Consider the following 20,702-nt stretch of genomic DNA (forward strand, 5'->3'; position numbering starts at 1 on the left):
ACGCCGCTCTCAAGGTAGCGGTTTACGCTGTTCCTGGAGTGGCGCTATACAAGCCACGCTATAGTAACTTTCGAGGTTCCGACGCTCGGATAGCTTGAGTAACTATCAATTTTATGATTGGCCCGGTTTCCGGGGCAAGCGAAAGCGAGTCAATATTATCCGGCCTTGGCGAAATATATTTCCGCCGGCCCCGGGAACCGGCGCTCGCGGACGTCCTCCGCATAGGCCGCCGCTGCGCGCGCGATCTCGCCCTTCAGGTCGGCGTAGCGCCGCACGAACTTGGGCGTCCAGGAGAAGAGGCCCAGCATGTCGTCGACGACCAGCACCTGGCCGTCGCAGCCGGCGGAAGCGCCGATGCCGATGGTCGGCACGCCCACCGCTTCGGTGATGTCCTTGGCCAGACCTTCGGCGACGCCTTCGACGACGATGGCGAAAGCGCCCGCCGCCTCGCTGGCGCGCGCGTCCTCGAGGATTCGCTGGCGCTCGTCGGCGGCCTTGCCCTTCGCCTTGAAGGCCCCGTCCATCATCACCGCCTGGGGCCTGAGGCCCACATGGCTCATTACCGGCACGCCGCGCTTGACCAGGTAGGCGATCGTCTCGGCGACCGTCTCGCCGGCTTCGACCTTCACCGCCTGGGCGCCGGTCTCCTTGAGCATCCGCGTCGCGTTGACGTAGGCCGTCTCGGCCGAGCCTTCGTAGGAGCCGAACGGCATGTCGACGACGACCATGGCCTTCCTCGACGCGCGCACCACGGCCTGGGCGTGCAGGATCATCATCTCCATCGTCACGCCTATGGTGTTCGGCAGGCCGTGGACCACCATGCCGACGCTGTCGCCCACCAGCAGCACGTCGCAGTGCTCGTCGAGGATCTCGGCGATCGGGGCGGTATAGGCGGTCAGGACGACGATCGGGGTCTTGCCCTTGCGCGCGGCGATGTCGGGCGCCGCCTTGCGGCGGATCGTTTCCTGGCGATGCGATGACACGGATCAGATCTCCTCGATCACACGCGTAAACACGAAGCCCATCAGGATGACGGCTACGCCGATCGCGATCCATACCACGACGCCGCCGCTGGGCAGCGTGGATATCCATTGAACCGGTTCAGTGCGCGGCAGTCCGGAGGACAGCGCCCGCGCCGAACCTTCGACCGCGGCCATCCGATGGAAGACGCTGGAGACCACCAGCTGGCTGGCGCCGATCAGGCCGCCGGCCAACCCGGCGGCGCCGATCAACCAGCGCCGCGCGGTCCAGCCCCGGTCCAGCCGCCGCTCGACCCGTTCGGCGAACGTGTCGTCGTCGGCGAAGGCGGGAGCTTCGGCGAAAAGCCGCTCCAGCCGCCGTTCGAAATCGAGCTCAGCCATCGTGGCGGCTCCTTTCCGGTGCGGTCTCGCCTGCTGACGCCAGCCGGGCCCGAAGCTTGTCCAGACCGCGCTTCACATGGGATTTGACGGTTCCCAGAGGCAGGTTCAAGGACTCCGCCGCTTCGCCGTGCGACAGGCCCGCCCCGAAGCACAGGGCGAGGCAGAGCCGCTCGGCCGGCGACAGCGCCTTCAATCCGTCGTCGAGGTCGATGCGCCCGTCGGCGTCGCCGCCCGGCGGAACCGGATCCGGCGCCTCGACCAGCACCACGAGCCGTCGCGCCTTCTGCAGGCGCCGCAGATAGAGCCGCGCGGCGATCCGTTTGACCCAGGCCGCGAAGGTTCCCTCGCCGCGAAATTCGGTGATCCGTTCGAACGCAGTCAGGAAAGCGTCCTGGGCGACATCGTCCGCTTCCGGCGCTGGCGCGCCCATCCGGCGCAACAGGCCGCGCACCGCCGGCCCGTGCCGTCGCACGAGCTCGCCGAAGGGCGCACGCTTCCCCGTCACGGCCTGGGCGCAAAGCTCCAGGTCATGCAATTGGGCGAAGCGCAGCTTTCCGGCGCCGGCCATAGGCGTGGGGTCCCCCGCGCGGCGGCTTAGGTGCGATCCCTATCGATCCGCGAAATGGCGATCAACGCCAGACCGATGAAGCCCGGGATCGCCGCCAGCCCGATCATCGGATAGGTCGCATCCGGCTCGCCCTGGCCGATCACGAGTCCCATCGCCACCAGCCCGAGCGCGACGCCGAGCAGGATCACGCCGCGCCGCAGGTCGCGCCGAGGCGACGGCGCGGGCCGCTGAGGGCGGGTTTCCGCGGTCAGGAGATTGACCATCTCCGGCGGCAAGGTCTGACCCTTCTCGATCGCGGCCCGCAGCGCCTCGGCCATTTTCCGGCGCTCGAGGCTCTGCAGATAGCGCGGGACGACCACGATCACCGCGACCATCACGAACGCCGCAATGGGGACTAGTGAATGCATCGACTCTTCCTCTTGTCATTTCAGACAGCGGAGGCGCCGTCCTTCAGGAACAGGAGGCGATGTTCTGCGGCAATGGATGCAGGCTGCGCCGTGAATTCTTTGTCATGTTCCGGGCGGTCGGCGGTCAGCCGAACCGGCGCTCGTATTCGGCCGGCCTGAAGCCCACCAGAAGCTGCCCGTCGGCCTCCAGAACCGGCCGCTTGATCATCGACGGCTGGGCCAGCATCAGCTCGACCGCCTTCGCAGCGTCGATCCCGCTGCGCTCGGCGTCCGGAAGCTTGCGGAAGGTCCTGCCCGAACGGTTGAGCAGCGCCTCCCAGCCGAGCCTGGCGACCCAGGTTTCCAGCCGCTCGCGCTCGATCCCCTGCTTCCTGTAGTCGTGGAAGTCGTAGGCGACGCCGTGCTGGTCGAGCCAGGTCCAGGCCTTCTTCATCGTGTCGCAGTTGCGGATGCCGTAGAGGATCGTCGTCACAGCCGGCTTGCTCCAAGTAAGGCCGGGCTTTGTCGCGCGATTCGCGCCGGCTGCGGGCTAACTGGACCCCGCCCGCCGGGTCCGGCAGAATGGGCTCGCGACATCCGCGGCCGAGCCGCCGTGGAGAGTGGAGACTGCGATGCAAGGCATGGACGGCGAAAACTGCCCGTTCGAATTCAACTTCGATCCGGCGACCTTCAATGTGGGCGACACGGTCAGCTACCGGGTTCCCAGCCAGTTCCAGGACTTCCCCTTCGTCGGCGTGCTCATCGAGGTGCACGAAGACTACGTGATCCTTTCGTCCAATCCGAAGGATCCGAAGGAGAGCATGCGGGCCACCCGCGAAAGCCGCCCGGTCGTCGCCGACGATCAGATCGTTTGAATCTCCGCGCGGCGGCCCGGCGCCGCCGATCACATCCCGCGGATTGACCTTTGGCGCGTTACGCCTAGGTGAAGGGTTTCGCGCGGTCCCGCCTATCGATCGAGACAATTGCCCATGCCCGCCTACCGCTCCCGCACCTCCACTCATGGCCGCAACATGGCCGGCGCCCGCGGCCTCTGGCGCGCGACGGGGATGAAGGACGCCGACTTCGGCAAGCCGATCATCGCGGTGGTGAACTCCTTCACGCAGTTCGTCCCCGGTCACGTGCACCTGAAGGACCTCGGCCAGCTGGTCGCCCGCGAGATCGAGCGCGCCGGAGGCGTGGCCAAGGAGTTCAACACCATCGCCGTCGACGACGGCATCGCCATGGGCCACGACGGCATGCTCTACAGCCTGCCCTCGCGCGACCTGATCGCCGACAGCGTCGAGTACATGTGCAATGCGCATACGGCCGACGCCATGGTCTGCATCTCCAACTGCGACAAGATCACGCCCGGCATGCTGATGGCCGCGCTGCGTCTCAACATCCCGGCGGTCTTCGTCTCCGGCGGGCCGATGGAGGCCGGCAAGGTGGTGCTGCGCGGCAAGGAGGTCGCCCTCGACCTGGTCGACGCCATGGTGGCCGCCGCCGACGACAGCATGAGCGACGCCGAGGTCGCGACCATCGAGCGCTCGGCCTGCCCGACCTGCGGCTCCTGCTCGGGGATGTTCACCGCCAACTCGATGAACTGCCTGACCGAGGCGCTCGGCCTGTCGCTGCCGGGCAACGGCTCGACGCTGGCGACTCACGCCGACCGCGAGCGGCTGTTCCTGGAAGCCGGCCACCTGATCGTCGACATCACCCGGCGCTGGTACGAGCAGGACGACGCGAGCGTGCTGCCGCGCTCGGTCGCCAGCTTCAAGGCGTTCGAGAACGCCATGAGCCTCGACATCGCCATGGGCGGCTCGACCAACACGGTGCTGCACCTGCTGGCCGCGGCCCATGAAGCGGGCGTGAACTTCACCATGGAGGACATCGACCGGCTCTCGCGCCAGGTGCCCTGCCTCTCCAAGGTCGCCCCGGCCAAGCAGGACGTGCACATGGAGGACGTTCACCGGGCGGGCGGCATCATGGCCATCCTGGGCGAGCTGGAGCGCGGCGGCTTGATCCATAGCGACTGTCCGACGGTGCACAGCGCGAGCCTCGGCGAGGCGCTGGCGCGCTGGGACGTGCGCCGCGCCAACAGCGAGGCGGTCCACACCTTCTATCGCGCCGCCCCCGGCGGCGTGCCCACCCAGGTCGCCTTCAGCCAGAACCGGCGCTGGGACGAGCTCGACCTCGATCGCGAAGGCGGCGTCATCCGCGACGTCGAGCACGCCTTCTCCAAGGACGGCGGCCTGGCGGTGCTGAAGGGCAACCTCGCGCTCGACGGCTGCATCGTGAAGACCGCCGGCGTCGACGAGAGCATCCTGAAGTTCGCCGGCCCGGCGAAGGTCTACGAGAGCCAGGACGCGGCGGTCAGCGCCATCCTGACCGGCAAAGTCGAGGCCGGCGACGTGGTGGTGATCCGCTACGAAGGCCCGCGCGGCGGTCCGGGCATGCAGGAGATGCTCTATCCGACGAGCTACCTGAAGTCGAAGGGCCTGGGGAAGGCCTGCGCCCTGATCACCGACGGCCGCTTCTCCGGCGGCACCTCGGGGCTTTCGATCGGCCACGTCTCGCCGGAAGCGGCCGAAGGCGGGCTGATCGGGCTTGTCGAGGACGGCGACCGGATCGAGATCGACATCCCCAGCCGCACGATCCAGCTGGCCGTCGCCGACGATGTCCTCGCCAAGCGCCGCGCCGCCATGGCGGCCAAGGGCGCCCAGGCGTGGAAGCCTGCTGATCGTGACCGCAAGGTCTCGATGGCGCTGCGCGCCTATGCGGCCTTCACCACCAGCGCCGCGCGCGGCGCGGTGCGGGACGTGGACCAGCCGCGCCGCTGAACGTGGTCAGGCCGCCGTCGGCCAAAGAATGCCCTGGCGGCGGCGAGTCTCGATGAAGTCGATCAGCGCCTGCAGCGGCGACGGGGGCTGGCCACGGCTCGGGTAGTAGAGGAAAACCCCCGACCGCTCGCCGCTCCAATCCGTGAACAGGCTCTCCAGGGCGCCGCTGGCGATGAGCGGCGCGACCATCGGCTCGGGCAGGTAGCCCACGCCGAGCCCGTCGAGCACGCACCGTAGCCAGACGTCGGCGTCGTTGACCGTCAGGCTTCCCTCGACCGCGATCTCGATCCGCTGTTCGCCGTTGACGAACGTCCAGGGCAGCAGGGCCCCGTCCCAGGGCGCGCGGACCTGAATGCAGTTGTGTGCGTGCAAGTCCTTGGGCGCCTGCGGCCAGCCTCGCGCCGCCAGGTAGACCGGGGCCGCCACCGCCAACAGGCGATAGGGTTCGGCGACCCGCAGCGTCGCCATGTCGCGTTCGACCTGGTGGCCGGGCCGGATCCCGGCGTCGAAGCCGCTCTTGACGATGTCGGTCCGCGCGTCCTCGACCACCACCTCCATCCGGATCTCGGGATATTCGCTGAGGAAGGGCTTGAGCAGCGGCGCCACCAGCTGGGAGGCGAAGGGCCGCGCCACCGCCAGCCGCAGCGAGCCCATCGGCTTGTCGCGGAAGGAATTGACGTTCTCCAGCGCCTCCCCCAGGCGCGTCAGGATCGGCTGGACGTCGGCCAGCAGCCGTGCGCCGACCTCGGTCAGGGCGACGCTGCGGGTGGTGCGGTTGAAGAGGCGCACGCCCAGCCGCTCCTCCAGAGCTCGGATCGTCTGGCTGACGGTCGGCAGGGCGACGCCCAGTTGGGCGGCGGCGCGGGTGAAACTCTTGTGCTCGGCCACCGAGGCGAAGGCGTTCAGCTCGCCGAAATCGACATGCGTCATTATTCCCACTTTGCGAGCAGATAGTTTGGAATATTCCCCCTTATCAAAGGACGGCCCGGCCGCCAAATGACGAAGCCCTGTGCGATGGCGTGCGCGCTCGCGCCCTCGCCGTCCTCGGTCTGGCGGGACGTTCAGCTCAAGATGTCGGAAGCGACCGCCGCGATCTTCGATGCGGCCCCTGCAAGGTCAAAAGGCGCGTACTGGATCATCACCGCCGCGGTGATGGCCGCCACGACCATGCAGTCGCTGGACACCACCATCGCCAACGTCGCCTTGCCGCGCATGCAGGGCGCGCTGTCCGCCAGCCAGGACCAGATGGGCTGGGTGCTGACGTCCTACATCGTCGCCGCGGCGATCACGATCCCGCTGTCGGGGTGGCTGGCGAACGCCTTCGGCAAGCGCAAGGTGCTGCTGGTCTCGATCGTCCTCTTCACCCTGGCCTCCCTGTTGTGCGGCATGGTCACCACCTTGCCCGAGATCGTGCTCGCAAGGTTCCTGCAGGGCGTCGGCGGCGCGGCCCTGGTGCCGCTGTCGCAGGCGGTGCTGTTCGACATCAACGAGCCGAAGGACTTCCCCAAGGCGATGGCCATCTGGGCCGGCGCGGCCCAGATCGGCAGCATCGGCGGCCCGGCCCTGGGCGGGTGGCTGACCGAAAACTTCAGCTGGCGCTGGGTCTTTTACATCAACCTGCCGATCGGGGTGATCGCCTTTCTGGGTCTGCTTACGCTCAAGGAACGGCCGCTGCCGCTCAGGACGCGATTCGACTTCATGGGCTTCGCCGCCCTGACCGTGGCGGTCACCGCCCTGCAGTTGATGCTCGACCGCGGCCAGCAGCTCGACTGGTTTTCGTCGAAGGAGATCATCACCGAGACGCTGATCGCCGCGGCGGCCTTCTACGTCTTCGTCGTGCACATGTTCACGACGGACAAGCCGTTCCTGAACCCGCACCTCTTCCAGGACAGCAACTTCGTCGCCTCGACGCTCTTTATCTTCCTGATCGGCATCGTGCTCTTCGCCACCCTGGCGCTGCTGCCGCCCTTGATGCAGAACGAGATGGACTACCCCGTCCTGCTCACCGGCCTGGTGACGGCGCCGCGCGGGATCGGCACCGTGTTCGGGATGATGGTGGTCAGCCGGCTGCTGACCCTCATCGACGTAAGGGCGGTCCTCGCCGCGGGCCTGGCGATCACCGCCCTCTCCCTCTGGCAGATGACGAAGTTCTCGCCGGACATGTCCTACATGCCGCTGGTGGTCTCTGGCCTGCTTCAGGGCTTCGGCGTCTCCCTGGTCTATGTGCCGGTGTCGAGCACCGCCTTCGCGACCCTGGATCCCAGCCTGCGGAACGAAGGCGCGGCCCTGTTCAGCCTGATGCGCAACATCGGCAGCTCGGCCGGGATCTCGGTGGTGCTGTTCATGCTGACGCGCAACACCCAGACCATGCACGCCGCGCTGACCGCGATGGTCCGCACGCCCAGCGCCGACCCGACGTCGGCCGCGGTCGCCGCTCGGGTCGACCCCTGGGCCAACCACAGCCTCCCGGCGATCGACGCGGCGATCAACCACCAGGCTGCATTCGTCGCCTATCTGGACGACTTCAGGCTGATGATGGTGGCGACCCTCGTCACCTTGCCGTTCGTCTTGCTGATCCGCACCCGCCGCGGCGCCGTCGGCGGCGGCCACGCCGTGTTGGACTGACGCCTCGGCTTCGACCGCATGGAACGGCCATAACAGGGCCCTATCGTTCGATTGATTCCGGTACGACGCAGGCCGAAGCTTCAGGCTGTCACACAGGATATTCATTCCAGTCATGAAACTTCGCCGCGCGACGACCTTCGCCGTCATGACTTCCGCGCTCGCCCTGGCGGCCGCAGCGCGCGCCCAGGGGCAGAACGCCGCACCCGACGCGCGCGCGGCGCAGACCCTGAAGCAGATGACGCTCGACGAACGGTTCGACCTGATCCGCGGCTACATGCCGTTCCAGCTGCCCGAGGCCGAAAAGCCAAAGGGCGTGATCTTCGGGGCGGGCTATGTGAAGGGCGTGCCGCGACTGGGCGTGCCCGCGCTGATCGAGAGCGACGCCAGCCTGGGCGTGGCCAACATGGACAACGTCATGCGCCATGGGGACGTGGCCACCGCCCTGCCCTCGGGCGCGGCCATGGCCTCGACCTGGGACCCGCAGCTGATCGAACAGGCGGGCGCCATGATCGGCTCGGAGGCCCGGGCCAAGGGCTTCAACGTCATGCTCGCCGGAGGCGTCAACCTGGTCCGCGAGCCGCGCAACGGCCGCAACTTTGAATACCTGGGCGAGGACCCGCTGCTGGCCGGGACCCTGGCCGGCCACGCCATCCGAGGGGTCCAGTCGAACCGGATCATCTCGACCATCAAGCACTTTGTCCTGAACGCCCAGGAGACCGGCCGCACGACGCTGACGGCGAGCATCCCCGAGCAGGCGCTGCGCGAGAGCGACCTGCTGGCGTTCGAGATCGGCATCGAGATCGGCCAGCCCGGCTCGGTGATGTGCGCCTACAACCAGGTCAACGGCGTCTATGCCTGCGAGAACAGCTTCCTGCTCACCGACGTCCTGCGCCGGGACTGGGGCTACAAGGGCTTCGTGATGTCCGATTGGGGCGCCGTCCATAGCCCTTCGATCCGCGCCGGCCTCGACCAGGAGTCCGGGACCCAACACTCCGACACGCCCTATTTCGGCGCCCTGCTGCGCCAGGAGCTGGCCGCCGGCCGCGTCACCGACGCCGACATCGACCGGGCGGTGCTGCGCATCCTGCGCACCATGTATGCGTCGGGCGTCGCCGACGATCCGGTGAAGATGGGCCGGCCGATCGACTACGACGCCCACGGCAAGGTCGCCCAGGCGGTGGCCGAGGCCGGGATCGTGCTGCTGAAGAACGAAGGCGGCCTGCTGCCGATCGCAGGCTCTGCGAAGCGCATCCTCGTCGTCGGCGGCCACGCCGACGCAGGCGTGCCGAGCGGCGGCGGCTCGTCACAGGTCACGCCCGTGGGCGGGCCGGCGCTCGCACTCAATATTCCGGGAGAGCCCGCCTGGCAGAGGCGGGTATACGCGCCGTCCCCGCCGCTCACGGCGCTCAGGGCGGCGCTGCCGCAGGCGACGGTGAGGTTCGACGACGGAACCGATCCGCAGCGCGCCGCGGCGGCCGCCCGAGACGCCGACCTCGTGGTGGTGTTCGGCGAGCAGTTCACCACCGAGGACAAGGACGTTCCCGACCTCAGCCTGCCGGACAATCAGAACGCCCTGATCGCGGCGGTCGCTACGGCGAACCCGAAGACCGTCGTGGTGCTGGAGACCGGCGGGCCGGTGACCATGCCCTGGCTGGATCAGGTGGGGGCGGTGCTCGAGGCCTGGTATTCGGGACAACGCGGCGGCGAGGCCATCGCCCGCGTCCTTACCGGCCAGGTGAATCCGTCCGGGCGCCTGCCCATCACCTTCCCAGCCTCGCTCGCCCAGACGCCGAACCCGAAACTGCCCGGCGCCGACCTCCTGGCCGGCAAGAGCGACGAGGAGATCGCCGCCCTGCCCGACGCCCAGAAGCACTTCCCGGTCACCTATCCGGAAGGCGCCGACGTCGGCTACCGCTGGTATGACCGCACCAAGGCCAGGCCGCTGTTCGCCTTCGGCCACGGCCTCAGCTACACGCGCTTCGCCTACAAGAGCCTGGCCGTCACCGGCGGCAAGGGCCTGCGAGTCAGCTTCCAGGTCGCCAACGTCGGCCAGCGCCTCGGCGTGGAGGTGGCCCAGGTCTACGCCCGGGTGAACGGCGTCAAGCGTCTGGTCGGCTGGCGGCGCATTGAGCTTAGGCCCGGCGAGGCCCGCCAGGTCTCCGTCGCCGCGGATCCGCGGCTCCTGGCCGCGTTCGATGTGGCCGGGCGGCGTTGGCGCGTCGCGCCCGGCCTCTACGAGATCGAGGTGGGCTCCGCCTTCGACCAGCCGCAGCTGACCGGAAAGGCCCAGCTGGCGACGCTCTCGATCAAGCCCTGAGTCCGCGGCTCAGCGCTGCGGCGGCCGCTTCAGGTCCGCCTCGACGGCGCTCTCCACCCTGGCCAGCCCGCGCACGGGATCGGCGTCGCCCTCGAGAAGGGTGCGATAGCGCCTGAGGTCCGCGGTGGTGATCCGCCGCACGCCATGCTCGCGCGACCACTCGAGCCCGATCCGCTGTCCCAGCCCGCAGGCCGTGGGCAGGAGCGCCGGACGCTGCGCCGGCGCGCCGCGCGCCACCAGCCTGGCGGCGATGTCGTTCCAGGTGGGCGAGCCCGGCAGGCAGGCCAGCATCTGGCCGCACTGGCCGGTCCAGAAGCGCTTGTACCAGCGCACGTGCTCGGCGGAATCGAAGCGCAGGTTGGCGTCCGAGACGTAAGCCCGGCAGATCGGCGTGACATAGGCCTGGGCTCTGGCCTGCCCGGCGAGGCCGAGCAGAGCGGCCAGGACGAGGCCGCGCCACATCGCAGCGCGCAGCCTCAATGGCGATTCGTCAGCGGGCCGTCCGGCCGCCCGTCGACGAACTGGCGCACGCGCGCGTCGTCGGTGTGGTCGAGCTCGGCCGGGGTTCCACGCCAGATGATTTGTCCCTTGTTCAGCATGGCGATCTCGTCGCCGATGGTCCGGGCCGAGGCCAGGTCGTGGGTGATCGACACCGCCGTGCAACCGAGCCTGCGGACCTGTTCGACGATCAGGCCGTTGATCGCCGCGGCCGTGATCGGATCGAGCCCGGTGGTCGGCTCGTCGAAGAAGATGATCTCCGGCGTGGCGACCACGGCGCGGGCCAGCCCGACCCGCTTTTGCATGCCGCCGGAGAGCTCGCCGGGGAACAGGTCGGCGACCTGCGCGCCCAACCGCACACGCTCCAGCGCCTCGACGGCCCGCTCGCGGGCGGCCTTGCGCTTGACGCCGTCGGCGTTGAGCAGGCGAAAAGCGACATTCTCCCAGACCGACAGGCTGTCGAACAGCGCCCCGCCCTGGAAGAGCATGCCGAAGCGGGAAAACAGCTTGCTGCGCGCTGGGCCGCGCAGCCCCACCACGTCCTGGCCGTCGAGGGCGATCTCGCCGGCGTCGGGCGTCATCAGGCCCAGCGCCACCTTGAGCGTGACCGACTTCCCCTGCCCCGACCCGCCGATGATCACCAGGGAACGCCCGGCGTCCACCGCCAGGTCGAGCCCGTCCAGCACCCGCTTGCCGTCGAAGCGCTTGTGCACGCCCTTCCAGGCGAGTTTCGGCACGGTGGTCATGTGTGGGCGAACAGCGAGGTGAGCAGGTAGTCGGCGGCGAACACCAGCACCGAGGCGGAGACGACGGCATGCGTCGTCGCCCGGCCGACGCCGCGGGCGCCGCCCTTGGCGTTGTAGCCGTGGAAGCAGCCCATCAATGTGACGATGAAGCCGAACACGGCGGCTTTGATCAGGCCGGAGCCCACATCCCACGCCTGCAGGAAGCTCATGGTGTTGCGGATGTAGACCGTCGGATTGAAGTGCAGCACGCGGGTGGCGACCAGCCAGCCGCCGGCCACCCCGATCAGGTCGGCGACCACGGTCAGCAGGGGCAGCATGACCACGCCCGCCACCAGGCGCGGCGCCACCAGGTAGCGGAACGGATCGGTCGACAGGGTCTGCATCGCGTCGATCTGTTCGGTGGCGCGCATGGCGCCCAGCTCGGCGGCGATGGCGGCGGACACGCGGCCCGCCAGCATCAGGGCGGCCAGCACCGGCGCGAGCTCCCGGGTGATGCCCAGCGCGACGATCTGCGGCATGACCTGCTCGGCGTTGAACCGCCCGCCGCCGGTGTAGATGTTGAGCGCCAGCGCCGCGCCGGTGAAGACCGCGGTCAGGCCCACGACCGGCAGCGAGAAATAGCCGACGGCCGCCAGCTGGCGCAGCAGCTGGGCGGAGAACCAGGGCGGGCTCGCCGCGGCCGCGACGCCGCGAGCGGCGAACACCGCCACCGACCCTACCCGCTTCAGGACGCCCAGGGTGGAGCGGCCCAGCAGGCGAAGAGGGCTGAGTACGGCCGGCGGCGCGACGGTCGAGGCGGTCATCTCAATAGTCCGGCAGAGCCGCGACGTTGCCCGCCGCCGGAGCCTTCGCCGCCGCGGCGCCCGCGGCGGGAGCCGCGGCGTTGCCCGCCGCCGCGTCCCCCGATTGCGGGCGCAGGAACTGGCCGATCAGGCCGAAGAGGTCGACCGAGCCTTGCGTGTTCTCGATCTCGCTACCGGGCTTCAGGTCTTCCAGCGCGCCGCCCGGCGCGATGGCGATGTGCGCGCCGCCCAGCAGGCTGTCGCTGGTGATCTTGGCGGTGGAGTCCGCCGGCAGCTTGACGGCGGGATCAAGGCTCAGCTTCGTCACCGCCAGGAAGGTCTTGGGATCGAGCCTGATCTCCGAGACCGTGCCTACCTTCACCCCGGCCACGCTGACCACGGCGCCGGGCGCGAGCGCGCCGACCTCGCCGAACTTGGCCGTGACCTCATAGCTGCCGGCCTTGCGGCCGACGCCGCCGACGGTCAGCGAATAGACCAGGAAGACCGCGGCCAGCAGGATGACGACCAGGCCCGTGGCGGCCTCGGCCCATTGTTCACGCAAAGTCAGATCCCTTCCGTTCCGTTCGCCGGCCGTCTCAGCGGCTCGACGGCGGCCGCTTCGCGTCGCGCTGCAACTGGGCGACCAGCACGTCGATGTTTCCGTGCGCGTTGTCGATGGTCGAGACGAAGTCCTGCTGCTGGGTGATCGCCAGCCAGACGCCCTTGAACTGGACGTCGACGGCCTTCCAGCCGCCCGAGCCGCCCAGCACGCGCCAGGCGACGTCGACCGGCTGCGCATTGTGACCGCCGGTGATCTGGGTGGTGACGATGACATCGCCGGGCTTGCGCACGGTCGAGCCGGTCACCTTCAGGACTTCGCCGTGATAGTCGTCCAGGCGGTTGCGGTAGACGCTCTCGGCGTAAGCGCGGAACGCCGGCGTGAAGCGCGCCTTCTGCTCGGGCGTGATGGACCGGGCGTACTTGCCGAGCACGAAGTTGGTGATCTTCGGCACGTCGGCGAGTTCGTCGATGGCGCGGTGGAAGGCCGCCTCCTTCTGCGCCTCGCTGAGGCCCTTGTCGGCCAGGATGCCGATCACCTTTTGCGCGCTGGCCTGCACAAACTGCTCCGCGCCAGGGTCGCGCGCGCCTTGGGCCTGGCTGGAAGTCGCCGCGCCCAGCGTCAGGACGGCGGCGACGGTGGCGAGCGCAGCGCTCATGCGGCGGCGGTTCAGGTGGGGCATCGTCGGATCCAAGTTCTGGAAGGCTACGCTTTTACTGTGCGCTCGGCGTTTCGTCGAAGTCCGGAAGCGCCTGGGTCTTGCCCGTGGCGTTCTGGATGACCGAGGCCCGATACTGCGTATAGGCCGATCGGGTGGTCACGTAGGGATCGGTGGCGTCCTTCAGGGCCTCGAACGCCGGATCGCTGAGGGCGCGCTGGTCCAGCGCCGTGACGCCGTAGCGGATCGCGCCAGGAGTGGAGGTGATCGGGCCGGTGATGAAGCCGATCGGGTCGGTGGCGACGTCGACGATCCGCCCGATCCCGTCGCGCAGGTTCGTGGGGCCGACGACCGGCACGAAGATGTAGGGGCCGGGCTGGGCGCCGTAGCGGCCGAGGGTCTGGCCGAAATCGGATTCGTGAGGCTCCAGGCCCCAGCGCGCGGCGACGTCGAAAAGGCCGAGGACGCCCACCGTCGAATTGACGACGAACCGCGCGGTGGCGCGGCCGGCCTTCCTCGGATGGCCCTGCAGGACGTCCTCGATCACCGTCGAGGGTTCGCTGAGGTTGTAGACCATCGAGGTCACCCGGTTGCGCACCGGCGCGGGGGTGACCTTCATGTAGCCGTGGGTGACCGGTGCGAAAACCGCATGGTCGAGGCCCATGCCGAAGGCGAACAGCCCGCGGTTCATCGGCTGCCAGGGGTCGTAGGCGACGGTGGCGTCGGCCCGCGCCTCGGGCGCCACGGCGCGCTCCGCCGGCGGAGTCGGGGGCGCATCCTGCGCCGCCGCGCTCGTCGCGGCCAGCGCGCCGGCCAGGCAAAGGCCGACATACCGCAGCGGCCCGGTCAGCCGGCCGATCGATCTAGCGCGTCGAGTCATGGACGATCCCCTTCCCGCTGCCACGTAGCTATACCGTAGTGAGGATCAAGCCCCAGCGGCGTAACTTTGCCGATGGCTTTGCATCTCCGCAGCGGCCTGTGGCCTTCGGGCCGCAAGATTCCGTCCGGCGTCGGAATTCCGTCGGCGCGGCCGCAGGTTCAGGAGCGGCCTACGTATCACCGCTCTGCCGCGGCGACCCCCTGCGAGGCGGCCGGCATGCCGCAGACGGCGCTCTCCTTCCCTGGTTACTCTTCGAAAGGATCGGTCGGCCGAAAGCGCCCGGAAAGAAACGCGTCCGCGACCAGCCGCAGGGGCGCCAGATCGACGTCGCTGCGGCGGTGTTGCACGAGATCGACGAAATGCCGGTACATGGCCGGATACTCGCCCTCCGGCCCGCAGTCCTGCGCGACGCCGTCGATCGCGAGCCTGTCGCCGCCTTCGCTGAGCAGCAATTCGCCCTGGTTTGTCTCGATCGAGATATTCCAGGTCTGCAGCCCCGTCTGGCGGAAGTCGAACACGGCCTCGATCGGCGCACCCTCGACGGTTTTCAGGGCGAGTTTGGCCGCGATCGGCGCGGCGCGGTTCGACGGCACCTCCAGCTCAGCCGCCGACAGCACGATCGGATCGCGCACGACCTCGGTGAGGATGGAGAGCGCGTTGATCCCAGGATCGAACACGCCGAAACCGCCCGCGTCGAAGATCCAGGTCTGTCCCGGATGCCAACGGCGGACGTCCTCCTTCCAGGTAATGGCCGCCCTTCGCAGCGTGCGTCCCGCCAGCCACGCCCGCGCCGGCGCCACCGCTGCGGCGTATCGCGAATGCCAGCTGGCGAAGAGCGTAAGGCCTTTCTCGTCGGCCAGGCTGATCAGCGCCTCCACCGCGCAGATGGTCGCGCCTGGGGGCTTCTCCAGGAAGACGTGCTTGCCCGCGGCGATAGCCTGCCTGGCGGCGTCGAACCGCGGCTGTGGCGGCTGGCACATCACCACCGCGTCCAGGTGCGGCTCGGCGGCCAGCATCTCCCCGACCTCGGCGTAGTTGCGCACGCCCTCGGCCCGCGCGTGGGGACTGGCGACGGCGACCAGCTCGATCCCCGGCGTCCTGGAGATGGCTGGAAGGTGCTGGTCGCGGGCGATCTTGCCGAGACCGACGAGGCCGAGCTGGATTTTTGGGCTCATTGGGGCGCGCGCCTTTACGGGTTTCTCCCAAACGACCTGACCGTCGCGCAGGATCCGGCACTGGACCCGACGCCGCACCGTGCCCACAACTGGCGGAATGATCGAGACCGCCCGGCTGATCCTGCGCCCATTCCGCGACGCCGACCGCGACGCCTTCGCCGCGCTCAACGGCGACCCGCGGGTCAGCGACTGGCTGGGCGGACCGATCGACCGCAGGGCGAGCGACGCCGCCCTCGACCGCGTCACCTCTCACATCGCCGAGCACGGCTTCGGCTTCTGGGCCGCCGAGCGCAAGGCGGACGCGCGCCTGATCGGCATGATCGGCCTCATGCGCCTGCAGGCCGATCTGCCGCCCTCGCCGGCCGTCGAGATCGGCTGGCGCCTTTCGCCGGACGCCTGGGGCCAGGGCTTCGCCTCGGAAGGCGGCGCGGCCGCGCTCGCCTGGGGGTTCGAGCACCTCGACATCGACGAGATCATCGCCATCACCGCGGTCGACAACCGGCGCTCGCAGCGCGTGATGCAGCGGATCGGCATGGTCGAGCAACCTGGCCGCGCCTTCGACCACCCGCATCTTCCAGTGGATCATCCGCTCCGGCGGCACGTGCTTTACGCCGCGGGTCGCGCCTGCGCCTGAGGCCGCCTCACGGCTTCAGCCGCAGCGGAACGCCGGCGAACATCACCTCCACCTCGTCCGCGCGCTCGGCGACCCGCCGGTTCATCCGACCGGCTTCGTCGCGGAACCGCCGGGCCAGGGCGTTCTCCGGCACGATGCTCATGCCGACCTCGTTGGTGACGAAGATCACCTCGCCCAATGCGTGGTCCGCGGCCTCGAGCATGAGATCGGTCTCCTGAGCAAGGCTGCGCTCGGCGAACATCAGATTGCTGAGCCACAGCGTCAGGCAGTCCACGACTGCGCAGTCTTCAGGCGCCAGCCCCGCGATCGCGGCGGCGAGATCGAGCGGCGCCTCCAGCGTCCGCCACGCTGGACCGCGCTCGGCCCGGTGGCGGGCGATTCGCTCGCGCATCTCCTCGTCCAGAGCTTCAGCCGTGGCGATCATGACCGGCGTCCCGCCGCGCCGCTGGGCCTGCGCCTCCGCCAGCGCCTGGGCGCGGGCGCTCTTGCCCGAGCGCGCTCCACCGATGATCAGCCTCAGGCCCATTCGAAACACCCTTGTTTGACGCACCGCGCCAGCGCGACTATAGCGCCACTCACGCAACGGGTTCCCGCAAGGGATCAAAAGGGAACTGGGTGAAAGACCCGGACTGTCCCCGCAACTGTGAGCGGCGAGCACGACCCCATGCGCCACTGGGCCGAAAGGCCTGGGAAGGCGGGGCCGGGCGATCGAGCCGCAAGTCAGGAGACCTGCCCGCGGCGGTCGTCATTCGACGAGGTCGGGGATGGCCTTGGAGGACGGGAGAACACCCCGGTTCGGCGACGTCTTGTCCGGCCGCGCGTGCGCGGGGCGGGCGCGTCGCGCCCAACCTCGCGTTCCGGCGGCCTTCGATTGAAGAGGGCCTCGCCTTGAACACCAGATTTTTCGTTTCCACCGCCATTTCCGTGCTCGCCGTCGCCGCGCCTGCCGCATCCCTGGCCGCCGACATGGACATTCCATCGACGGATGAGCTCGTCGTCGTCGCCAGCCGCGCGCCCGAACGGGCCGACCACATCGGCCAGCAGGTCACGGTGCTGACCGCCGAGGAGCTGAAGGCGCAACAGACGCAGGTCCTCAGCGACATCCTGAGCCGCACGCCGGGCGTCAGCTTCTCGCGCAATGGCGGGGTGGGCGCGCCGACCCAGGTCTATATCCGCGGGGCGGAGACGGGCCAGACGGTCGTGCTGATCGATGGGGTCAAGCTGAACGACCCCACCTCCACCGACAACAGCTTCAACTTCGGCAACCTGCTGGTCGGCGACATCAGCCGGGTCGAGGTCCTGCGCGGGCCGCAGTCGGTGCTGTGGGGCAGCCAGGCCATCGGCGGGGTGGTCAACCTCATCACCACGGACCCGACGAAGCCCTTCGAGAGCGACCTCATGGCCGAGGGCGGCTCGAACAACTGGTACCTGGGCCGCGCCGGTGTCGGCGGCAAGACCGACCGCGTCGCATGGCGGGCGACCGTGGGCTATCTGTCGACCACGGGCGTCTCGGCCTTCGACCAGGCCAAGGGCGGAACGGAATCCGACGGCTACAAAAACATCGGCGCCAGCGCCAAGGCCAAGGTGGCCGTCACCGACCAGCTGTCGCTCGACCTGCGCACCATCTATTCGCGCGGCCGGAACGACTTCGACGGCTTCCCGCCGCCGGACTTCACCTTCGCCGACGACCGCGAGTACGGGGTGACCGAGGATCTGGTCGGGTACGTGGGCGCCAATCTCGGCCTGCTGGACGGCCGCTTCACCAACCGCCTCGCCTTCGCCTACACCCAGACCCGGCGGAAAAACTACGACCCCGACCAGACCTTGACAGACGTCACTTTCGGCTCGCTGGGGCGCAACCGGCGCTTCGAGTACCAGGGCGCCTTCGCCATCACGCCGGCCTGGAAGACGGTGTTCGGCGCCGAGACCGAGCACGCGTCGATGCGCAGCAACTCGCCGTCCGATTTCGATCCGAGCCCGCCCTCCATCAGCCGCAGCGCCGACCTCACCGGCGTCTACGCCAACCTGACCGGCGACGTGCTGACGAACCTGACGCTCAGCGGCGGGATCCGCCACGACCACCACAGCGACTTCGGCGGCCACACCGTCGGCCAGGCCTCCGCCGCCTGGCGCCTCAACGACGGGAACACCATCCTGCGCGCGAGCTGGGGCCAGGGCTTCAAGGCGCCCAGCCTCTACCAATTGGGCAGCGAGTTCGGGAACCCGAACCTGGCGCCGGAATCCTCCCACAGCTGGGACACCGGCATCGAGCAACGGCTGTTCGACAACCGCGTCGTCCTCTCCGCGGCCTACTTCGACCGCCGGACAAAGAACCAGATCGACTTCTTCACCTGCACCAGCGGCTCGGGCGATCCGCTCTGCATCGGCGCCGGCGGCCTGCCGCGGTTCGGCTACTACGCCAACACCGCGCGCACCAAGGCCCACGGCGTCGAACTGAACGCCGAGGTGGACGTCACCGACGCGCTGACGGTGACGGCCAACTACACTTGGACCGACGCGCGCAACGACGTCGAGGGCAGCCCGAACTTCGACAAGCGACTCGCCAGACGTCCAGCCCGGGAGGCCAACGCCGAGGCGACCTATCGCTGGCCGACCAAGCTCGAGACGGCGATCGCCGTGCACTACGCCGGCGACCGCTTCGACAATACGGCCAACACCACCGTCCTGAAGGGCTACGTGCTCTGGGACATCCGCGCGTCCTACCCGATCAACGACACGGTCGAGGTCTATGGGCGGATCGAGAACCTCTTCGACAGGTCCTACGAGACGATCCGCAACTACGGCCAGCTCGGTCGGGCGGCCTACGCCGGCGTGAGGGCGACATTCTGATGACGACGTCGGCCGAGCTGGATGGCTTCATCCGGCACGGCGGCCGGCTGGCGGCGGCGCAGGCGGCCTTTCCGCAGGCGCCGCAGCCCTGGCTCGACCTTTCGACGGGGATCAACCCGCGGCCCTATCCGGCGCCGCGGGCCAGCCGCGCCGAGCGGGCGCGCCTGCCCGACCCGGAGGCGCTGCAGTTTCTGGAGGCGGCGGCGGCTCGAACCTTCGGCGCGCGGCCTGAGCGCGTGGCCGCCGTGCCCGGCAGCGAGACGGCGATCCGGCTCTTGCCCGATCTGCTCGCGGTCCGAGGCGTGGCGATCGCGCCCGACACCTACGGCGGCCACGCCGAGGCCTGGCGCGCGGCAGGCGCCGAAGTCAGCCTCTCGCCGGAGGATGCGGAGGCCTGGGCGGTGGTCAGTCCGAACAATCCGGACGGTCGGATCACGCCTGCCGACCTCCTGCTCTCGTCCGCCGGCCGGCGCTGGACGCTCGTCGACGAGGCCTTCGTCGAGACCGCGCCCGAGCTCAGCCTGGCGCCTCGGGCGGAGGGCCGCCTGGTCGTCCTGCGCTCGTTCGGCAAGTTCTACGGCCTGGCCGGCCTGAGGCTCGGCTTCGTCGTCGCCGACGAGGCGCTGGTCGCCAGCTTGAGGAGGCGGCTCGGCGACTGGCCCATATCGGCCGACGCGATCGCCGCGGGCCTTGCGGCCTATGCCGACGACGCCTGGGCCGATCGCACGCGCGCCCGGCTGGCGCGGGATGCAACGCGCCTCGACCAGCTGCTGACGCGCTCAGGCCTCACCGTCGTCGGCGGCACGTCCCTGTTCCGGCTGGCCCGCGCGCCGGACGCCCGCGCCGTCTTCCTGCGGCTGGCCGCAGCCGGCGTCCTTTGCCGCCCCTTCGCCGATCCCCGGCTTCTTCGCTTCGGACTTCCCGGCGGGGCCGCAGCCTGGGCCCGCCTGGAAGCGGCCCTGTCGGAACGCGCCCGGTGAGCCTTCCGACCCGACGCGCGGCCGTAACAGCCGCGGCGGCCTTCGGGCTGGCCGGCGCGGGACGGGCGACCGCCCGCCGCATCGTCTCCCTGAACCCCTGCCTGGACGCCGTCCTGCTCAGCGTCGCCGACCCCTCGCAGGTGGCGGCCCTCAGCCATTATTCGCGCCAGCCGCTGGCCTCCAGCGTCGGCCCGGCGGCCAGCCGCTTTCCCTTCACCTACGAAAGCGCCGAGGAGGTGATCGCCCTTTCGCCGGATCTGGTGCTGGCCAGCCGCCACTCGTCGCTGGCGACCCGCAACTCGCTGAAGCGCCTGGGCGTCGCCGTGGAGCTGTTCTCGACGCCGGACAGCGTGGCCGAGAGCCTGGAGCAGGTTCTTCGAATTGCCGACCTGACCGGCCATCCCGAACGCGGCCGCCTCGAAATCGCGCGCATCGAAGCGGCCCTGGCCGCCGCCGCTCCGCCGGCCGCAAGCAACCCCGTCCGCGCCTTGGTCTTCCAGCGCAATGGCCTCGCCTCGGGTCCGCACACCCTGATGGACGAGCTCTTGCGTCGAACCGGTTTCCGCAACGCCGCGGTCGAGTACGGCGCCAAGCGGACGACCGACGTCCCGTTGGACAGCGTGCTCGCCAACCCGCCGGACGTGCTGTTCAGTGGCGAGACCCTGCCGGGCGCCCCGACCTGGGGCGAGCGCGTGATGAAGCATCCGGCCCTCAAGGCGCTGGGCGGACGGACGCGCATCGTCAGTTTTCCGGAGCATCTGATGTATTGCGGCGGTCCGAACCTGGTCGAATCCGCGACCCGGCTGGCGCAGGCGCGGAGGTCCCTCGCATGAGCCCCCAGGC

22 protein-coding genes and 1 riboswitch are annotated in these 20,702 nt (G+C 69.4%); of the genes, 8 read left to right on the top strand and 14 right to left on the bottom strand.

Annotated elements, in window-relative coordinates:
* Positions 1-155 precede the first annotated feature (155 nt).
* The 5 genes from panB to VJS38_RS13800 all read right to left on the bottom strand — a co-directional run bounded on the left by panB (position 156) and on the right by VJS38_RS13800 (position 2,808).
* The gene (gene panB, locus VJS38_RS13780) at positions 156-983 is read right to left on the bottom strand and encodes a 3-methyl-2-oxobutanoate hydroxymethyltransferase (RefSeq protein ID WP_324088722.1); all 828 of its coding nucleotides are present in this window, start codon (positions 981-983) and stop codon (positions 156-158) included.
* Positions 984-986: 3 nt separating this feature from the next.
* A complete protein-coding gene (locus VJS38_RS13785) occupies positions 987-1,361 on the bottom strand; it encodes a hypothetical protein (protein WP_324088723.1) in 375 nt (124 codons plus the stop codon).
* Entirely contained in the window at positions 1,354-1,929 is a 576-nt protein-coding gene (locus VJS38_RS13790; protein WP_324088724.1) for an RNA polymerase sigma factor, read from the bottom strand. Before VJS38_RS13790 ends, VJS38_RS13785 begins: the two co-directional genes overlap by 8 nt.
* 26 nt (positions 1,930-1,955) lie before the next feature.
* Positions 1,956-2,336, bottom strand: coding sequence for a DUF6249 domain-containing protein (locus VJS38_RS13795; protein ID WP_324088725.1), 381 nt, complete (start codon positions 2,334-2,336; stop codon positions 1,956-1,958).
* Between the two features lie 124 nt (positions 2,337-2,460).
* Positions 2,461-2,808, bottom strand: coding sequence for an ArsC family reductase (locus tag VJS38_RS13800; protein WP_324088726.1), 348 nt, complete (start codon positions 2,806-2,808; stop codon positions 2,461-2,463).
* A gap of 139 nt (positions 2,809-2,947) precedes the next feature.
* Here VJS38_RS13800 and VJS38_RS13805 point away from each other — a divergent pair, with 139 nt between their 5' ends.
* Both VJS38_RS13805 and ilvD read left to right on the top strand, forming a co-directional pair.
* On the top strand, positions 2,948-3,190 hold the full coding sequence (locus VJS38_RS13805) for a hypothetical protein (RefSeq protein WP_324088727.1): 243 nt from the start codon (positions 2,948-2,950) through the stop codon (positions 3,188-3,190).
* 114 nt (positions 3,191-3,304) lie between these two features.
* Complete coding sequence (ilvD, locus tag VJS38_RS13810; protein ID WP_324088728.1) at positions 3,305-5,155, top strand: dihydroxy-acid dehydratase; 1,851 nt, start codon at positions 3,305-3,307, stop codon at positions 5,153-5,155.
* Positions 5,156-5,161: 6 nt separating this feature from the next.
* On the opposite strand, the gene VJS38_RS13815 is transcribed toward ilvD, so the two are convergent.
* Entirely contained in the window at positions 5,162-6,085 is a 924-nt protein-coding gene (locus VJS38_RS13815) for a LysR substrate-binding domain-containing protein (protein WP_324088729.1), read from the bottom strand.
* An 84-nt stretch (positions 6,086-6,169) separates the two neighbouring features.
* Here VJS38_RS13815 and VJS38_RS13820 point away from each other — a divergent pair, with 84 nt between their 5' ends.
* Both VJS38_RS13820 and VJS38_RS13825 read left to right on the top strand, forming a co-directional pair.
* Positions 6,170-7,780: a DHA2 family efflux MFS transporter permease subunit gene (locus VJS38_RS13820; protein ID WP_324088730.1), complete on the top strand. Its 1,611-nt coding sequence runs from the start codon at positions 6,170-6,172 to the stop codon at positions 7,778-7,780.
* Positions 7,781-7,892: 112 nt separating this feature from the next.
* Positions 7,893-10,097 carry a beta-glucosidase gene (locus VJS38_RS13825; protein ID WP_324088731.1) on the top strand — a complete coding sequence of 735 codons (2,205 nt, stop codon included), beginning with the start codon at positions 7,893-7,895 and terminating at the stop codon, positions 10,095-10,097.
* Between the two features lie 9 nt (positions 10,098-10,106).
* Here the strand turns inward: VJS38_RS13825 and VJS38_RS13830 are convergent, their stop codons facing one another.
* The 7 genes from VJS38_RS13830 to VJS38_RS13860 all read right to left on the bottom strand — a co-directional run bounded on the left by VJS38_RS13830 (position 10,107) and on the right by VJS38_RS13860 (position 15,395).
* A complete protein-coding gene (locus tag VJS38_RS13830; protein ID WP_324088732.1) occupies positions 10,107-10,577 on the bottom strand; it encodes a hypothetical protein in 471 nt (156 codons plus the stop codon).
* Positions 10,574-11,341, bottom strand: coding sequence for an ABC transporter ATP-binding protein (locus VJS38_RS13835; RefSeq protein ID WP_324088733.1), 768 nt, complete (start codon positions 11,339-11,341; stop codon positions 10,574-10,576). The genes VJS38_RS13830 and VJS38_RS13835 overlap by 4 nt, the downstream gene beginning before the upstream one ends.
* Complete coding sequence (locus VJS38_RS13840; protein ID WP_324088734.1) at positions 11,338-12,144, bottom strand: ABC transporter permease; 807 nt, start codon at positions 12,142-12,144, stop codon at positions 11,338-11,340. The genes VJS38_RS13835 and VJS38_RS13840 overlap by 4 nt, the downstream gene beginning before the upstream one ends.
* Before the next feature lies 1 nt (position 12,145).
* A complete protein-coding gene (gene mlaD / locus VJS38_RS13845) occupies positions 12,146-12,691 on the bottom strand; it encodes an outer membrane lipid asymmetry maintenance protein MlaD (RefSeq protein WP_324088744.1) in 546 nt (181 codons plus the stop codon).
* Between the two features lie 28 nt (positions 12,692-12,719).
* Entirely contained in the window at positions 12,720-13,364 is a 645-nt protein-coding gene (locus tag VJS38_RS13850; protein ID WP_324088735.1) for an MlaC/ttg2D family ABC transporter substrate-binding protein, read from the bottom strand.
* Positions 13,365-13,395: 31 nt separating this feature from the next.
* The gene (locus tag VJS38_RS13855; RefSeq protein ID WP_324088736.1) at positions 13,396-14,220 is read right to left on the bottom strand and encodes a VacJ family lipoprotein; all 825 of its coding nucleotides are present in this window, start codon (positions 14,218-14,220) and stop codon (positions 13,396-13,398) included.
* A gap of 245 nt (positions 14,221-14,465) precedes the next feature.
* Positions 14,466-15,395: a Gfo/Idh/MocA family oxidoreductase gene (locus VJS38_RS13860; RefSeq protein ID WP_324088737.1), complete on the bottom strand. Its 930-nt coding sequence runs from the start codon at positions 15,393-15,395 to the stop codon at positions 14,466-14,468.
* 97 nt (positions 15,396-15,492) lie between these two features.
* Here VJS38_RS13860 and VJS38_RS13865 point away from each other — a divergent pair, with 97 nt between their 5' ends.
* Complete coding sequence (locus VJS38_RS13865; protein ID WP_324088738.1) at positions 15,493-16,029, top strand: GNAT family N-acetyltransferase; 537 nt, start codon at positions 15,493-15,495, stop codon at positions 16,027-16,029.
* 7 nt (positions 16,030-16,036) lie between these two features.
* On the opposite strand, the gene cobU is transcribed toward VJS38_RS13865, so the two are convergent.
* A complete protein-coding gene (cobU, locus tag VJS38_RS13870) occupies positions 16,037-16,555 on the bottom strand; it encodes a bifunctional adenosylcobinamide kinase/adenosylcobinamide-phosphate guanylyltransferase (protein ID WP_324088739.1) in 519 nt (172 codons plus the stop codon).
* 41 nt (positions 16,556-16,596) lie between these two features.
* A riboswitch (cobalamin riboswitch) is annotated at positions 16,597-16,780 on the top strand.
* A 137-nt stretch (positions 16,781-16,917) separates the two neighbouring features.
* On the opposite strand from cobU, the gene VJS38_RS13875 reads away from it, so the two are divergent.
* The 3 genes from VJS38_RS13875 to VJS38_RS13885 are packed head-to-tail and all read left to right on the top strand — an operon-like array spanning position 16,918 to position 20,692.
* Entirely contained in the window at positions 16,918-18,879 is a 1,962-nt protein-coding gene (locus tag VJS38_RS13875) for a TonB-dependent receptor plug domain-containing protein (RefSeq protein ID WP_324088740.1), read from the top strand.
* A complete protein-coding gene (locus tag VJS38_RS13880; RefSeq protein WP_324088741.1) occupies positions 18,879-19,859 on the top strand; it encodes an aminotransferase class I/II-fold pyridoxal phosphate-dependent enzyme in 981 nt (326 codons plus the stop codon). The genes VJS38_RS13875 and VJS38_RS13880 overlap by 1 nt, the downstream gene beginning before the upstream one ends.
* The gene (locus tag VJS38_RS13885) at positions 19,856-20,692 is read left to right on the top strand and encodes an ABC transporter substrate-binding protein (protein WP_324088742.1); all 837 of its coding nucleotides are present in this window, start codon (positions 19,856-19,858) and stop codon (positions 20,690-20,692) included. Before VJS38_RS13880 ends, VJS38_RS13885 begins: the two co-directional genes overlap by 4 nt.
* Positions 20,693-20,702: the final 10 nt, after the last annotated feature.

Origin of the sequence: Phenylobacterium sp. (genome assembly GCF_035276905.1) — a bacterium.
In the GTDB taxonomy this organism is placed as follows: domain Bacteria; phylum Pseudomonadota; class Alphaproteobacteria; order Caulobacterales; family Caulobacteraceae; genus Phenylobacterium.